We start from the raw sequence: 15880 nt of genomic DNA, 5'->3' as shown, positions 1-15880 counted from the left end.
TCCGTCCCGGGGGCCCGCCGCCTCGTCAGCCGTGCTCGGGCTCCACCGGGAGCCACAGCTCTGCGTCGGCCGTGGCCCCGTCCGGCGACAGCCGGGTGCGCAGGATCTCGGGGCCGGGCCGGCTGCGGTACGGGTTCGACGGGAACCACTCGGTGAAGACGTCCCGCCACAGTTCCTGGATGGCCCCCGGCGCGGGCCCGGAGGTGGTGAAGACCGCCCAGGTGCCGGCGGGGACGGCCAGCGCGGTGGTGCCCTCGGGCGCGGCCACGGAGGTGATCACGCCCTGGTAGTAGTCGAGTTCGGTGCCCTCGGCGCGGCTGGGGTCGAGGTCGTCGCAGACCGAGACGATGCCGTGCGGCTCCTGGTCCGACAGCTTCTCCAGCCGCTCCAGGGTTCCCGGGGCGATCCCGCGGACGAAGTCGATGATCGCCCGGTTCGGCCCCGAATGCACCAGCGGCACCCGGGCCTTGAGCCCGACGACCGAGAACTCCTCCTTGCGCACGACGCGGTATCGCATACTGCTGCTCCCTTCGACGGTGAGACGGAAGGCCATCCGGGACTGGGAGCTCAGCGCGGCGCCGGTGCGCCGGGCCTCGCCCGGGCCGATGCCGTGCATGGCGCGGAAGGCCCGCGCGAACGCCTCGCCGGAGCCGTAGCCGTAGCGCACCGCGATCTCCAGCAGCGTCTCGCGCCCGGCGAGCACCTCGGCACCCGCGAGGGTGAGCCGACGGCGCCGGACGTACTCCGACAGCGGCATGCCCGCGAGCGCGGAGAACATCCGGCGCAGGTGGTACTCCGAGGTGGCCGCGACGCGTGCCAGCTCCTCCACCTCGATGTCCTGGCCGAGATGACGTTCGATGTGCTCCAGGGCCTGGTTCAACCGCTCCAGCACGCCCGGTCTCCTTCCTCTTGACGACCACCACGCTAGGCGGCGTCCACCATGCCGGACCCGACATCCTGTGCCCGATCGGGTCGGGTGCGCGAGGCGGCCCTTCACCTTCCGGACCCTGTGAGTTACCTCACCCGCCGTGGCTGTGGCCGTGTGCGAACCGCCTGGCCAGAGGCCCGCAACTCCCCTCGGGCGGCCGCCCGTTGGCCGGATGCGTCAGTGATCTGTCATTGCAGTCAGTCCGAGATCCGATACAGGCTGTGACCGTGTCAGAGCGACGTGTTGTTGTGGTGGTGTACGCGGGTGCCATGGCGCTGGACATCACCGGACCGATTGAAGTGTTCGACCTCGCGAACCGGCTTCTCCCTCCGGGGGCCGTTCCCTATCGGATCGACCTGGTCTCCGCCGACGCGCCACTGGTGCGCACGGGTTCGGGGGTGAGCGTGGAGGCCTTGCCGCTGGAGGCGGGGCAGGGCCCCGTCGACACCCTCCTCGTCCCGGGCGGATGGAGCGTCGGTGAAGCGCTCCAGGACCAGGTGCTGGTCTCGTGGATCCGGGCGGCGGCGGCCCGGTCGCGCAGGGTGGCCTCGGTATGTGGCGGATCCTTTCTGCTGGCCGAGGCGGGCCTGTTGGACGGCAGACGCGCCACCACGCACTGGGCGTACAGCGAGACGATGGCCTGCCGCTACCCGGCGGTGACGGTGGACGCCGAGCCGATCTTCGTCTGGGACGGCCCCTTCGTCACCTCGGCGGGCGTGTCGACCGGGATCGACATGGCGCTGGCCCTGGTCGAGGCCGATCACGGAGCGGCACTCGCCCTGGAGACGGCGCGGTTCCTGGTGCTCTTCCTCAAGCGGCACGGAGGACAGTCCCAGTTCAGCGCGGTGCTGGACGCCCAGTTGGCCGACCACCCGCCGATCCGGACCGCGCAGGAGTGGATCCTGGAGAACCTCCACAACCCGTTACCCGTGGCCGAGATGGCCCAGCGGGCCAACATGAGTCCGCGCAACTTCTCCCGGGTCTTCCGGCGCGAGGTCGGCACGACTCCCGGCCAGTACGTGCAGCGCACGCGGATCGCCCGCGCCCGCGAACTGCTGGAGACCACCGACCTGCCGATCGGCCAGATAGCGGGCCGCTGTGGATTCGGTGCCCCCGAGACCTTCTTCCGCTCCTTCGGGCGGACCCTGGGACTCACCCCGAAGGAGTACCGGCACCGCTTCCAGGTGATCACGCCGTCCGGCTTCGTCGACCGGCGCCAGGAGAGGGAGGGGAGCCCCGTATGACCAGCGGCACGGAGACGCCCGAAGCCGGGACGGTACGTGTGGTCGACCATCTGGCCGGTGAGCTCGCCAGGGCCGGGGTCACCCATGTGTTCGGTGTCGGCGGCGCGAACATCGAGGACCTGTACGACGCCGTGCACCGCGGCGGAACCGTCCGTGGTGTGGTCGCCAAGCACGAGTTCTCGGCCGTCACGATGGCCGACGGATGCGCCCGGACCACCGGGAGCCTGGGCGTCGTCGCCGCCACGTCGGGCGGTGGCGCGATGAACCTGGTGCCGGGCCTCGCGGAGGCGTACGCCTCCCGGGTGCCGCTGCTCGCCCTGGTGGGGCAGCCGCCGACCGCCCAGGAGGGCCACGGCGCGTTCCAGGACACCAGCGGGAAGGGGGACTCCTTCGACGCGGGCGAGGTCTTCACCCCGATCTCCCGGTTCTGTGCCCGGGTCGAGGACGCGGACTCGCTCGTGGAGCTGTTGCCGCGGGCGATGGCGGCGGCGCGGACCGAGCCGCGGGGGCCGGCGGTGCTGTTGCTGCCCAAGGACGTGCAACAGGCACGGATCCGGTTGCCCGGCCACGATCCGGCGCCGACGGCGGCCGTGCCGGCACCGGCCGCGCCTTCACCGGACACGGCGACACCGCCGCCGACAGCTCCGACAGCTCCGACAGTTCCGACAGCTCCGGCGGAATCGTCGGCACGGCTCGACGACGCGGCTGTCACCGAGGCGTCGGACATCCTCCGCGGCGCGGACACGGTCCTCGTCATCGCCGGTGAGGGCGTCGCCGCGGCGGACGCCCGCGCGGAACTGTCCGAACTGGCCCGGAACCTCGGGGCGTGGGTGGCGGTCACCCCGGACGCCAAGGACGTCTTCGACAACCGGGATCCCCGGTTCGCGGGTGTGGCCGGAGTGATGGGCCACGCCAATGTCGAGCACTGCCTGCGACGGGCCGACGTGTGCCTGCTGGTCGGCACCCGGCTGCCGCTCCTGGCCCGCGGCGGGCTGGAGCGGGCCCTGGCCGCCACCGACGTCGTGTGCCTGGACCCCGAAAGGCCGTACGTGCCGGGCACGGCGCTGGGCGGGGACCTGCGGGACGCCCTGCGCGCGGTGACCGGCCGGCTCCCGTCGGATCCGCGCGCCTGTCCCCGGCACGCCGGCCCCCGCCCCACCCCGACGGAGGGCCCGGACCCGGCGGCCGTCCGCGGACGGACCGTCTCCTACTCCCAGGCCCTCGCCGCGGTGGAGGCGGCGCTGCCCGAGGACGCGCACGTCTTCGTGGACGCCGGCAACACGGGGGCCAGCGCGGTCCACCTCCTCCCGGCACCGCGCCACGGCCGTTTCGTGGTGGCGCTCGGCATGGGAGGCATGGGCTACACCTTCGGCGCCGGCATCGGCGCCGCGCTCGCCACGGGGCGACGCACCTATGTGCTCGCCGGCGACGGGGCCTTCTTCATGCACGGCGCGGAAGTGCACACCGCCGTGGAGCACTCGGCACCCGTCACCTTCGTCGTCTTCAACAACAACGCCCACGCCATGTGCGTGCTGCGCGAGGAGTTCCTCCAGGGCGGCGTCCGCAGCGACGACCTCTTCGGCCGGACCGACATCGCCGCCGGGGTGGCCGCCGCCTTCCCGTCCCTCGACGTCACCGGCGCCGAGGACGCGGCGCAGCTGCGCGAGGCGCTGCTGCGCGGCAACACGGGCGGCGGCCCGGCGTTCGTGGCGCTGGACTGCGACCCGAGGGAGGTCCCTCCCTTCCTGCCCTTCCAGCCCTTCGCCGAAGCCACCGGTCGTGCGGACCATGCCGACCGTGCCGACAACAAGGAGAGTTCAGATGAGCGACGAGTCGTCCACATTGGCTGACATCCCCGGTCTGATGCGGATCGAGAACCCCGGCAAGGACGAACTGACCGCCCACTGCGTCGAACTCACCCACTCCGTATACCCCCACCACCAGGTCTACGGGCAGTACTGCACCATCCACGAGTACGTCGACTGCCCGCCGGAGCCGGCGTACGACTACCTCCGCCAGGGCCACCACCTGGAGGAGTGGACCTGCAGCCTGCGGGACTTCACCCCCTCCGGCACTCCTGGACTGTGGGTCGGCCGCGACCGCCTGGAGGACGACACCCGGATCTACTGCAAGGTGGTCGCCAACCCCGAGGCCATGACCGTGGACTACCACTGTTCCTGGGACCAGGGCGACAAGCTGTGGATGATCTACCTGATGCGTGTCGTACCGGCCCGCCTGGTGCTCGACCGGCCGGGGTCGGTGATCACCTGGACCAACTGCCGCCATCCCTACTACGACGCGAACCCGGACCCCGGCCTGGCTCCCCGCGCCGACCGGCCCTGGGTGGGCGACTACTGGGACCTGTTCTACGCGGGGCACACCGTGGAGATGAACAACCTCAAGGCGATCCTGGAACACCGCCACCGCAACGGGCAGCCGGTGAACACGGCTCCCACGAGGACGGTGGCCCGGTGACCACGGTCAGTCTCACCGACGTCGCGGGCTACCTTCCGGGCGATCCGGTACCGGCGGAGTTCTACACCGACTACCCGGGAGCGGAGGACAAGCTCCGCGACAACCCCATGTTCAAGGCCCCTCCGGCACGCCACCACGTCGCCGCGGACGAGACCAACACGGACATGATCGAACGCGCCGTGCAGCCCCTGATCGAACGGCACGGCAGGGACGAGATCCGCGGCGTCGACGTCCTGCTGGTGCACAGTCAGCTGCCGGATCTGCCGTTCGTCGGCGCGGGCACCGAAGTGGCACGCCGGCTGGGCCTGAACCCGGAGTGGCTCGTCGACGTGGCCAACGCGGGCTGTGCCTCCTTCGTGTACATGTTGAAGCTGGCCCGGCAGATCCTCGGCACCACCGACGCGAGGACCGCACTGATCTGCAACGCGCAGAGCGCCGCCGGTCAGTGCTTCACCCAGTCCGAGGTGCGCCGGCTCGCGCAGGCCGCGATCCCGGGCGACGGCTGCGGCGTGGGATGGGTGACGACGTCGGCCGGGAGTCCGGTCCTGGACGTGGAGACCCGGCACATCGGAGAGTTCGCCGGCGACATGACTGTGGCGGTCGACGACGGCCGCAAGTACTGGGAGCCGGGGGAGTCCCAACTGCGGATCGGCTTCACCGACGCGAGCGTCGCCAAGGTCCTGGCGCGCGGCAACCGCCTGGTCCCGGAGGTGGTCACGGATCTGTGCCGACGGCTCGGTGTGGCGACCGGCGACATCGACGTCCTGGTCACCAACCAGCCGAACCGCACCTTCCTGCGGAACTGGCGGGAGGCGCTGCAACTGCCCGCCGAGCGGCACCTGAACACCTTCGACCGGTGCGGGAACCTCTTCGGGGCCGCGATCCCGGTCACCCTGGACCACGCGATCGACTCGGGCCGGGTCAAGGACGGTGACCTCGTGGTACTGGGGGGATTCGCCCATGCCGGCGACTTCGCCGGCGCCGCCGCGGTCCGATGGGGCGGCGGGCGATGACGACCGTGAGCTCGGCGTCCCACGCGCCTCACCTGTGACATCTCGTCAGGAATGAGCACTTCCGGGGGAAGAGGTGCAGAATGAGACGTTCACGCGTTCGGTACTTAAGGATCGTCCCGTTTGGGTATTGTCGATAAAAGAAGAGGAAACATCAAGGGGTAAATGCGATGAGGTGAGGGGAGAAGGTGCGATGCATGGACGGTAGGACGCATGCCTTCCGGCTTTCGCAGGGGGTGGACCTGCGGAAGGCCATCGAGCACTATGTCGCAGCGCATGAAATCCGTGCCGGGTGCATTGTCACTGGCCTCGGAGGGCTGTCCGCGGTTGTTCTGCGTATGCCGGGAGCTGTCGATTTCAGTCACCTCGACGGTGATTTCGAAATCGTCTCGATCTCGGGAACCCTGTCCGTCAACGGAAGCCACCTCCACCTTTCCGTGTCCGACGGTGAAGGCGTCGTGCGAGGGGGGCACCTGGATTACGGAAGCACCGTCCGCCTCAGTGCCGAGATCGTTCTCCTCGAAAACCCTGAGCTCGTCTTCTCCCGGAAATACGACCCGGACACCGGATTCCGTGAGCTCGTCGTGGAGAAGGCCCGGACCGGGCGCGGGCGTTGACGCCGTTCAGGGCCTGCGCAGAATGAGACGGTCGATCGAATGGGTGTGCCGGATTCCGCCCTCGTGTTCGTCGTCGTAGACATGACTGCGGGCGAAAACGGCATCCCAGCCCTCGAACGCGTCGCGCACTTCGGTGCTGTCCGACGGCGGATCCGGCATGAGGGCCCGCAGGTCCGCCGGGATGGGTACGAGAGTGTTGAAGGAGGCGATGGCCACCAGACCGCCGGGCCGGGTCCAGCTCTTCAGCCGCTCGTAGGCGATGTGCCGCTCCCGGCGTCGCAGAAAGTGTGTGACGCCGTAACAGATCACCAGATCGTAGGGCGGTACGGGCTCTGTGGTCAGCAGATCGCCGTCCCACACGTGCACTTCCGCGTCCGGGTCCGAAGCCTCCTCCAGGCATTCCTTGGTGGCCTGCACGCCTTCGGGGTCCGTGTCGAAGGCGTGGAGACGGTCGGCGCCCTCCGCGAACACCAGGATGTTCCGTCCCCAGCCGCATCCGGCGTCGAGAACGGAACGGAAGCGCCGGGTGCGGCCGAGGTCGGCCAGCTCGACACTGGGAGTGCCTGCCTTGGAAGGGTTCCAGATCTGTCCCACGGTGTCGGAACTCCTGACGGTTGCCGCTCTGACTGCTACTGGCGGGTGAGCTTCCAGTTGTTTGCCTGGATCGACGAACTGCTGTCGAAACCGATCCACTTGCCGATCATTTCCGTGCCGTCGGCGGTGATGCGCAGCTGTACGACACCGTAATGATTCGCATTGCGGGCCATGTTACGCCAGTCTCCCGTCAGGTAACTGCCGTCGATCTTCAGCTTGAGGAAATGCCGATGCGGCGAAGTGCCGCCGATGTTCTTGGCGTAGACGGATCGCCCCACCTGATGGAACTGCATGACCTGCTCGCCCACATGGGCCGCCCCGCGGCTCCGGTAGTTGTACGACGACGCCCAGCGCCCCCGTACGTCGTACTCGCCGCCCCGCCATACGGTGCCGATGGTCCGAGCCGCCAGGTACTCGAGCGTGCTGCCCAGGAATATCGCGATCACCGCGGAGACGGAAGCTCCAGCCAGCAGACTGCCAACCCATATAAGGGCGTTGGACACGGGCTCGCTCCCCCCTCAGTTTTGATCCCGCACTATGTCACTACGCTGCCGGTGGGGCAACGCCGGTGCGGAGAAGCCTCCGAGGGGCTGGGGGAGGGCGTATTGCCGTGCCCGCGAGTCTTCCGGGGCAGCAGTCGACGGTTCAAAGACGTCCGCTGCCCCGGGCCTCCGCCCCGAGGGGCAGGAGGTTCCTTCAGGATGCCCCCGCGAAGCCGAAAGCAACAGACCGAAGAGCCAGAGAAATAGCCCTTTTGGGGTGAGAGGACCTGATGTTCAGGAGGCGCTCGGGAGCGTGGACGGCGCACTTCATGTCGGATGCGTGCGCCGTGGCGTCGTCGGCCCGGAGCCCCTCCCGCCGTCCCGCCGGTCACACGAAGTGATCAGCCGCCGATGACGCCGTCGGCGTGACATACGGCCGCGGACGCAACCGAAGCCGCTCTCACGGAACTCTGGACGGGTAGTCCGCAGCACATACGGTGAGGAGCCGGAGATGACCTCTTGGAGCAGTGAGAACCCCAGTTCCCGTGCCTTCGTCGACCCCTATGCCGTCCATCCCCGGGACAGTGCCTGGACGGCCGCGGCCCAGCCCGGCGACGACATCGACGCCCTGCTGCCGCCGCCCGACCCCGCCCGACGCCTCAGCTTCACCCTGGACCCACGGGACCAGCGGCGCCTGGCACTGCACGCGACGCTGACCGCCGTCGGCGTCCCCCCGATGCCGGAGGACCGTGCCGCCATCGACCAGATCAGCGCTCTTCCGGCGGATGTCAACGAGGTCCTCCAACGCTGGCTGCACCACACCGCGTAGCCCCGGCACCCGGGCGAGGGCCCGTCCCGGTCGCACCACGAAGACCGTCAGCCGCCCGAAGGGCGCGACCGGGCCCGGCCCCGGTCCCGGACGCGGGTGCTACGCTGCGGGGCTCTCCGGCGTGTCGCGCCGGAAGTCGTACACGCTCCAATCGGTGAGCGTGCGATAGCCGAGGCGCTGGTAGAGGGCGTTGCTGGTCGGGTTGGACAGGTCCGCGAACAGCACCACCTCCCTCGCACCCGCGGCGAGCGCGGCGCGGCTCACCTCTGTCGTCACGGCACCCGCGTATCCGCGGCCGCGCAGGTCGGCCGGCGTGTAGACGATGTCCACCTGGATCTGACCGCCGATCAGCGGGTTCATGCCCGCGATGGAGACGGGGGTGCCGTCAGGGGTCTCCCAGAGCGTGTAGCGCTTGTCGGCGAAGCGGGTGCCGGCCCACGTGTCGGCACTGATGGACACGTCCTCCCCGACCGCTCGGGCGAACTCGCCGCACCAGAACATGATTTGTTCGAGGTCCCGCTCGCCCAGGACACGGCCGCGGCCCGCGGGCATCGGTTCCGGTGGGGTGAGCGTCTCGAGGCGGTACAGACGCAGCCGCGGGTCGCGAAGTCTCGGGGTCGCGCCGGTGTGCCGCCGCCAGGCCTCGGCGAAAGCGGCGGCCGTGCGGTGGTCCGAGCTGACGTGGGGAACGGGGTCCCCGAGAGCGGACAGGCGGGCGGCGAGGGCGTCCGCCTGCTCGGGGGTGAGCGGGGAAAGGCCGAAACCGCGGGGCGGGAGACGGTAGAAGGTGGCGTGGACCTCACCCCCTCGTTCCAGCACACCGAAGAGGGGCGCCACGGCGCCGAACGAGTCCGCCCCACGCTTTCGTACCCTCTCGGCCCAGGTGAGTTGCATGATGTGCCGGCCGGGCTGTGAGCGCAGGAAGTCTCCGGCGCGGGCGAGGAAGCTGTCGACGTCTTCGGTGAGATGCCAGTCGTCCGGTCGCATGGCTCATGATCTCAGTGCCGCGAGTGCGCCCGTTGGCTTTCCGCCAGGAGTGACGCCGGAGGCCGGGCCGCTGATGAGCCGGCGTGCGCTCCAGGAGCGTTTCGCGGTGTCACCCGCGGCCGGAGCCGCCCGACGGCCGGCGGGCCGGTCCGTCCGCCGCGGGTCTGGTGGTGCGGCCGCATCCGGGCCTACACTCTCGCGATCTTGCTCGATCCCGGAGGTACGTGATGACGCCCGACTCTCGCGGTCGCACGACGAGGCGCGCCGCGAGCGCCGTCCTGTGCCTGATGCTGCTCGCCGCGTGCGGAGGCCGGGCGGGGGAGGCGGAGGGCAGGGCGCCTTCACCGACCGGGCCGGTGCCGGCCACGTCGAAGAGCGGCAAGGCCACCCCGTCGCCGTCGCCGTCGCCGTCGCCGTCGCCCGCGGACGTGAATCCGGGCAACTGGAAGGTCTCGTACTCCGGCACATCGGACGACGCCATGCTGATCGGTCTGGCAGCGGCCTCGGAGCGGGACGCCTGGGCGGTCGGAACCACGCTGGAAGGCGACGCCGAGTCCTACTTCCTCCATTACGACGGTCGGCAGTGGCGTGACCACGACGCCGCCGCCGAACTGCCGGTACTCGCGGACCTCGCCGATCAGCGGCCCCGACTGCTGTCGTCCGGACCGGACAACACCTGGCTCTTCGCCGGTGACCCGAGGAAGGACTCCGCCCTGCTCGTCGCCCGCTGGGACGGCCACCGCTGGCGGGAGATACCGCCCCCACCGGGGCGGGTCGCCGAGTGGTACCAGGACGCGGCCGTCTTCGCCCCGGACGACGTGTGGATGCTGGCAGGACCCGGCACGACCCCTGTCCAGTGGCCCACCGGGACGCGGGCGATCTGGCACTGGAACGGAGCGCGCTGGACGGAGGCGCTCCTGCCGGCCGCGGCGACGTCGATCGCCGGGCGGGCGCCCGACGACATCTGGTCGGTCGGCTTCGTGCTCGGCAAAGAGGTGTACGGCACCCGTCGTCCCGAGCCCGCCGCCATGCACTACGACGGACGCACCTGGCAGCTCGCTTCCTTCCCGCACTTCGATCCCCCGGCCCCCGCCGAACCCGGCGACGATCACGGCGCCGAACTGCAGAAGGTGGTGGCCTCCGGTCCGGACGGGGTGTGGGCGGTCGGCACACAGTCCTATCGAGGTGACGAACCGGACGAAGGCGACGACGAGGCGCCGATCGTCGCCCACTGGGACGGCAGTCACTGGGAGAAGCGGCTCCGGGCACCCTACGACGCCACTCACCCGGTCGCCTCGGACGGAGCCCGAGGTCTGCTCGGGCCGACGGCACGGCTCCGCGTCGACGGCACGGTCGACACCGTCGGCGCACCGCCCCTGATGCCGGGGAGATCCGGCAGGATCACGGATTTCGACCGGACCCAGCGACTGGAACTCTTCAGCCTCGTCCAGGTACCGGGCACGCGTCAGGTCTGGGGCGTCGGCGACATCTCGGCCCGAGGAGTCGAGGAGTTCAACTTCATGCGTCCGGTGGTCGTCGTCTACACGCGACCGCCGGACTAGGAGTCGTGTGACGCCGTGGTCGACCGCCCCTGTCCGTCATCGGGTTGACGGGGTGTCACGATCCTCTTCCTGTCGGATCCGTCCCCCGAGCGGATCCGGATCGGTGCGATGATCACGGTGTCACACAGGCGCCGGCGCTGTGACCGGACAGGTTTGCCGGGACGGCGGGCGGAGAGCGGATCGTGGTGGGCAGGGGGAACGGGCCGATGAGTGACAACTACCTGACGGTGATCCCGACGGATCCGTACTGGCAGCCCGGCGAGGATGCGGCGGAGCGTGCCGCGGACGCGTTGTCGCGGATGCTTCCCGACGACGACGCCCGCCGTGGTCTGGAAGCCAAGTGGCACGACGGTGTCGAAGTGGTCTGGTGCGGCTCCAACCTGAAGAGGATCTCCTGCCCGCACTGCGGCGCGGAGTGCGCACCCGGCTGGTGGGCCGACGCCGTCACGGAACGCTACGACGAGGGCTTCCCCACGCTCGCGGTGGCAGTTCCCTGTTGTGGCGCCGGGACGTCGCTCGACGAGCTGGTGTACGACTGGCCGATGGGGTTCGCGCGGTTCAGGATCGAGGTCCTGTATCCGAACAGGTCATGGCTGACCGACGCGGAACTGGCCGCTCTCACGGACCTCCTCGGGCATCCTCTACGGCAGATCCTCATCCACGTCTGAACGTCTCCTGTCCGGCGGGCTCGTCGCTCCGCGCTTCCGGTGGTTCCCGTACGACCGTGTCCACCAGGGCCGCCCAGGGCCGTCAGGTGGATCACGGGATCGGCATGAGTACGCGTACTCATGCGGCCGCCTCGCCCGCACGAGCAGGATCGAGGGCATGAACCTGCCCATTGCCCCACCGGCCTTCGACGCGACCACCGGCCCGGGGCGGCGCCGCCGTGCCGACCGAGGTGCCGACATCGGAGCAGGATGCGGTCTGGTGCTCCTGGAGCTGATCGCCTTGGCGGTGATCTTCGGACTCTGGTTCCTGTCCGGGTTCGACCTGGATCCGGGCAGGACCGTCACGAGCGACTCGCTGTGGGAGTACCTGGCCGCCGCCGGCGGAGTGGGGCTCCTCGCCATCGCGGCGGCCGTGATCGCCGCGCGGGTCGGGGCTGTCGTGACGGTTGCCGCCCAGGCCGTCATGGCTGTCCTGGTCTGCGCCCTCGTCCTCGGCGGGGCCGCGGTGCAGTCCCATCAGGATCGCCTGTGTCGTGACATGCCGTCAGCGGTCAGCTGCAAGGGTGATGACCAGTAGGGCTCCGTCAGGTTCTCCTCCTGTCCCTGCCCGGGGCCACCCTGGTCACCACCGCCCACTAGAGGCTTGTTCCCGGCCGCGCGGCGGCCGTGGCCGCGGCGGCCACGGGCAGTGGATCGCGGGCCGGGCGGCCGAGAAGGTCCGTGAGATCGGGAGCGGTACCGTCCAGGAAGCCGTGCCGGATGCCCGTGGCGATCGAAGCGAGCATGGGCGGCTGGAACGGCAGGAGCCCCGGCGTTCCGTGAAGGAGCCTGCGCCGGTACTCGCCCAGCCCGATGGTGCGGTGCGGGACCCCGAGCAGGTCGGTCACCCGGCCCGCCGTGATCGGCGTACCGACGAGGTCGTAGACCCGCCCGCCGTGCCGGGCCGGACGCGCCGCGACGGCCGCCGCGGCAGCGGCGAGATCCTCCCGCGCGACCGCGGCCAGGGCACCGTCCCCGAACGCGGACTCCACACCGTCCCCGGCCCACGTCAGCAGGCCGCCGAAGAGCTCGGCGTACAGGCCGTTGCGCAGGATCGTCCAGGCCGGTCCGCTCGCCCGCACCAGACGCTCGGTGGCACGGTGAGCCAGGGCGAAACCGAGATGGTCGCCGGCCGTGGTCAGGCTCGTGTAGACGACGTGCTCGACGCCGTCGCGAACGGCGGCGTCCAGGACCGCCGTGTGCCGGGCGACGACCTGGTCGTCCTCGGCGTAGCCGGCGGAAATCAGCACCAGGGTCGACACCCCGGTGAGGTCGAGGCTCGCGTGGTCGTCGAAGTCGAGGTGCCGCATCCCCTCGCCCGGTGTCCGGCTGCCGCCCGTCGCGGCGGCGCCGTCGGCGCGCAGCGCCGCGAGGGTGGCCGAGCCGAGGCTCCCGTTCGCTCCCGTCACCAAGATCATGTCAATCGCAGTCTTCCGTCGTGGTTCTCATCGGTAACTACGCTTGATCCTCGACCGCGCGTCCACCGGCCACAAGGAGGCAGTTCGATGTCACTCACGCACACCGGGGTAACCACCCCGGCCGCCCTCGACCCCTGTGGGCGCGAAGACCATCCCGACTGCGGCATCCGTGACGTCCTGGACCGCATCGGCGACAAATGGTCGGTGCTCGTGATCGTCGAACTCGCGGGCGGGCCACGCCGGTTCCGTGAACTGCAGCGCGCCGTCGACGGCATCTCCCAGCGCATGCTCACCCTCACCGTCCGCAGGCTCGAACGCGACGGCCTCGTGCTGCGCACCGTGTACCCGACCGTCCCGGCCCAGGTCGACTACCGCCTGACCGGGACCGGGGCCGGTCTGACCCACCTGGTCAAGGCGCTCGCCGACTGGTCGCTCGCCCACCGTGCCGTCATCGCCGAAGCGCGGCACGCGTACGACCGGACACACCCCGACCACGACATCCGCTGACGGGAGGACGCCGGGATCCCACCGCCCCGGGAGCACACGGCCGATGGGTTGCCCGTCACCGCTGACACCGGTCGTCCCTGCCGGTACGCGGTGAACGACCGAGGCGGTGCCGCCGGGATCGCGTGGTCGCGACGGCCGGGCCGGTGGCGTCCACGGCCGGGTCGCGCTCGGGTCCGGTACCGGCGTGGCCGGACCGAGGCCGGTCCTTCCACGCGGTGATCACCGGTGCGGTCGACGGCCATGGCTCGTCCGACGACTTGAACCGCCCTCCGCGGTCCGAGCCATGGGCATCGGTGCCTTCCGGTACGGTCGGTCGACAACCTTGACTGCATTGGTCCGGTCCAATAGCGTCGCCCCGCACAGAACTCCACAAGGCTCAACACCACCAGTCGTCACCTGTGTTGACGGTGCGTCTGCCGACGGGGGGTCGCGAGCCCGGCCGCCCACCGCGGGTCTGCCTGTCCACGGCAGCCCGTACGCCGGCCTTCGCCCCGTTCCTCATGGTCCAGATCCGCAAGGGCGCGTGCACCGCTCGTCGTCGGTGGAGATCGTCGGAGACGGTACGGCGAACAAGCGCGATCATGCCTTTCCCCCCGGAGGCCATACCCATGCAATTACTCCCTGCACGAGCACAGCGCGGCGCGTGGAAGAGAGCGCTCTCTCTGATTCCCGTCGTCGTGATGACGATGGCGGCCACCGTCACGTCGACGCTGAACGCCCAGGCGGCAGTGCCCCCGACGCCGTCGGGCTTCACGCTCACCTGGAGCGACGACTTCAACGGCGCTTCCGGCACCGGCATCGACCAGGGCCTGTGGAAGTACGACACCGGTCCGGGCAGCAATTTCGGCACCGGTGAGATCGAGACCATGACCAGCAGCACCTCGAACGTCTATTACGACGGCCAGGGGCATCTGGTGCTCCAGGCGCTGCACTCGGGTTCCGACCCCCGGGCCGGATGGACCTCCGGGCGTGTGGAGACCCAGTCGGCGGGCTTCGGCGCCGCGGCCGGCGGCGTCGTGCGCATCGAGTCCGTCCTGCAACAGCCCAACGTCACCACCGCCAACGGCGCGGGCTACTGGCCGGCGTTCTGGATGCTCGGCGCGCCGCTGCGCGACGGGGTGACCTGGCCGAAGTCGGGCGAGATCGACATCATGGAGGACATCAACGGCCGCAGCTCCGTCTTCAGCACCCTGCACTGCGGTGTGAACCCGGGCGGGCCGTGCAACGAGTCGACCGGCATAGGCTCGGGCGAACGTGCCTGTTCGGGCTGTCAGACCGGCTTCCACGACTACGCGGCGGAGATCGACCGATCGGTGTCACCGGAGCAGATCCGGTTCTACCTCGACGGGAGCAACTTCTTCACCGTCAACGCCAACCAGGTGGACGCCACGACCTGGGCCGACGCGGTCGACCACCCCTTCTTCATCATCTACGACCTGGCGATCGGCGGCGGCTTCCCGGACGCCTTCGGCGGGGGCCCGAACGCGGCCACGGTCTCCGGCGGCAAGCTGGTCATCGACTCGGTGGCCGTCTACAACAAGGGGCCGGGCTCCGGTGGCGGTGGCGGTGGTTCGGTGACCGGCCAGACGATCACCGGACCGGGCGGCAAGTGTGTCGACGTGGCGGGTGACGACACGGGCGGCGACGGTACCGCGGTCCAGCTGTGGGACTGCCAGTCGGCGGCCAAGGACCAGCACTGGACCTGGAGCGGTCAGACCCTACAGACCCTCGGCAAGTGCCTGGACATCGCCGGCGGCAACAGCGCCGCGGGTACGAAGTTGCAGCTCGCCACGTGCAACAGCGGCGGCTACCAGTCGTGGGTGCGACAGGCCGACGGCTCGCTCCGCAACCCCACCAGCGGCCGGTGCGTCGACTCCCCGTCGGGTGCCACCGCGAACGGGACCCGCCTGCAGATCTGGGACTGCAACGGCTCCGGCGCCCAGCAGTTCGCCATCGGCACCCCGATCTACGGACCGGGCGGCAAGTGCGTGGACGTGGCGGGTGACGACACCGGTGGTGACGGTACCGCGGTCCAGCTGTGGGACTGCCAGCAGGCGAACTCGCTCGACCAGAAGTGGACCTGGAGCGGCCAGGCCCTGCGCACACTGGGCAAGTGCCTGGACATCGCGGGTGGTGCCAACGCGAACGGCACCAAGCTCCAGCTGGCCAACTGCAACGGCGGCGGCTACCAGAACTGGGTCGCCAACGCCGACGGCTCGATGTCCAACCCGACCACCGGCCGGTGCGTCGACTCCCCGTCGGGTGCCACCGCGAACGGGACCCGCCTACAGATCTGGGACTGCAACGGCTCCGGCGCCCAGAAGTTCGCACCGGCGTGAGACAGGGGCACGGTCACCTGTAGAAACCCCCCTCGTGCCGCCCCGGACAGCGGCAGCCGTACGGCTGCCGCGCGCGTCGGACGGGATCCACGAGCGATGCGTGCTTCGCCTCGCCGCAAGGACCGGGCGGGGCGAAGCGCCTTCGGGGAGTTCACGGCGTCATGCCCGCCGTGGACCGCCC

The 15880-nt window shown here is 70.3% G+C and carries 16 protein-coding genes; 11 read left to right on the top strand and 5 right to left on the bottom strand.

The features are described from left to right. Positions 1-25 precede the first annotated feature (25 nt). A complete protein-coding gene (locus CW362_RS00445) occupies positions 26-892 on the bottom strand; it encodes an AraC family transcriptional regulator (protein ID WP_103547213.1) in 867 nt (288 codons plus the stop codon). Positions 893-1155: 263 nt separating this feature from the next. On the opposite strand from CW362_RS00445, the gene CW362_RS00440 reads away from it, so the two are divergent. From CW362_RS00440 to CW362_RS00420, 5 genes are all read left to right on the top strand, one after another. Continuing rightward, a complete protein-coding gene (locus CW362_RS00440) occupies positions 1156-2172 on the top strand; it encodes a GlxA family transcriptional regulator (protein ID WP_206300811.1) in 1017 nt (338 codons plus the stop codon). Beyond that, positions 2169-4022, top strand: coding sequence for a thiamine pyrophosphate-binding protein (locus CW362_RS00435; RefSeq protein WP_103547211.1), 1854 nt, complete (start codon positions 2169-2171; stop codon positions 4020-4022). Before CW362_RS00440 ends, CW362_RS00435 begins: the two co-directional genes overlap by 4 nt. Further along, positions 3994-4647: an SRPBCC family protein gene (locus CW362_RS00430; RefSeq protein WP_103547210.1), complete on the top strand. Its 654-nt coding sequence runs from the start codon at positions 3994-3996 to the stop codon at positions 4645-4647. The genes CW362_RS00435 and CW362_RS00430 overlap by 29 nt, the downstream gene beginning before the upstream one ends. After that, on the top strand, positions 4644-5660 hold the full coding sequence (locus tag CW362_RS00425) for a 3-oxoacyl-ACP synthase III family protein (RefSeq protein ID WP_103547209.1): 1017 nt from the start codon (positions 4644-4646) through the stop codon (positions 5658-5660). The genes CW362_RS00430 and CW362_RS00425 overlap by 4 nt, the downstream gene beginning before the upstream one ends. Positions 5661-5854: 194 nt before the next feature. Beyond that, complete coding sequence (locus CW362_RS00420; RefSeq protein ID WP_103547208.1) at positions 5855-6274, top strand: PPC domain-containing DNA-binding protein; 420 nt, start codon at positions 5855-5857, stop codon at positions 6272-6274. Positions 6275-6280: 6 nt separating this feature from the next. On the opposite strand, the gene CW362_RS00415 is transcribed toward CW362_RS00420, so the two are convergent. Together CW362_RS00415 and CW362_RS00410 are read right to left on the bottom strand one after the other, a co-directional pair. Beyond that, positions 6281-6868: a class I SAM-dependent methyltransferase gene (locus CW362_RS00415; protein ID WP_162683913.1), complete on the bottom strand. Its 588-nt coding sequence runs from the start codon at positions 6866-6868 to the stop codon at positions 6281-6283. Between the two features lie 35 nt (positions 6869-6903). Then, entirely contained in the window at positions 6904-7371 is a 468-nt protein-coding gene (locus tag CW362_RS00410) for a hypothetical protein (protein ID WP_162683912.1), read from the bottom strand. Between the two features lie 490 nt (positions 7372-7861). On the opposite strand from CW362_RS00410, the gene CW362_RS00405 reads away from it, so the two are divergent. Next, a complete protein-coding gene (locus CW362_RS00405; RefSeq protein ID WP_103547205.1) occupies positions 7862-8179 on the top strand; it encodes a hypothetical protein in 318 nt (105 codons plus the stop codon). A 99-nt stretch (positions 8180-8278) separates the two neighbouring features. On the opposite strand, the gene CW362_RS00400 is transcribed toward CW362_RS00405, so the two are convergent. Continuing rightward, a complete protein-coding gene (locus tag CW362_RS00400; protein ID WP_103547204.1) occupies positions 8279-9166 on the bottom strand; it encodes a GNAT family N-acetyltransferase in 888 nt (295 codons plus the stop codon). A 227-nt stretch (positions 9167-9393) separates the two neighbouring features. Between CW362_RS00400 and CW362_RS00395 the strand changes: the two genes are divergently transcribed. The 3 genes from CW362_RS00395 to CW362_RS00385 all read left to right on the top strand — a co-directional run bounded on the left by CW362_RS00395 (position 9394) and on the right by CW362_RS00385 (position 11973). Next, the gene (locus CW362_RS00395; protein WP_162683911.1) at positions 9394-10728 is read left to right on the top strand and encodes a hypothetical protein; all 1335 of its coding nucleotides are present in this window, start codon (positions 9394-9396) and stop codon (positions 10726-10728) included. A gap of 206 nt (positions 10729-10934) precedes the next feature. After that, a complete protein-coding gene (locus CW362_RS00390) occupies positions 10935-11396 on the top strand; it encodes a zinc ribbon domain-containing protein (protein ID WP_103547202.1) in 462 nt (153 codons plus the stop codon). Positions 11397-11553: 157 nt separating this feature from the next. After that, a complete protein-coding gene (locus CW362_RS00385) occupies positions 11554-11973 on the top strand; it encodes a DUF6234 family protein (RefSeq protein WP_103547201.1) in 420 nt (139 codons plus the stop codon). Between the two features lie 58 nt (positions 11974-12031). On the opposite strand, the gene CW362_RS00380 is transcribed toward CW362_RS00385, so the two are convergent. Next, positions 12032-12853 (bottom strand): Rossmann-fold NAD(P)-binding domain-containing protein, encoded by an 822-nt coding sequence (locus CW362_RS00380; protein ID WP_103547200.1) that lies wholly within the window; start codon positions 12851-12853, stop codon positions 12032-12034. Positions 12854-12940: 87 nt separating this feature from the next. Between CW362_RS00380 and CW362_RS00375 the strand changes: the two genes are divergently transcribed. Next, positions 12941-13360 (top strand): winged helix-turn-helix transcriptional regulator, encoded by a 420-nt coding sequence (locus tag CW362_RS00375; RefSeq protein WP_103547199.1) that lies wholly within the window; start codon positions 12941-12943, stop codon positions 13358-13360. A gap of 680 nt (positions 13361-14040) precedes the next feature. After that, positions 14041-15699 (top strand): ricin-type beta-trefoil lectin domain protein, encoded by a 1659-nt coding sequence (locus CW362_RS00370; RefSeq protein WP_240657583.1) that lies wholly within the window; start codon positions 14041-14043, stop codon positions 15697-15699. The last annotated feature ends 181 nt before the right edge of the window (positions 15700-15880 follow it).

It is taken from the genome of Streptomyces populi (genome assembly GCF_002911015.1).
Lineage (GTDB): Bacteria > Actinomycetota > Actinomycetes > Streptomycetales > Streptomycetaceae > Streptomyces > Streptomyces populi.
Note: the sequence above shows the minus strand (reverse complement) of the source record. Positions and strands in the feature narration are given on the sequence as shown.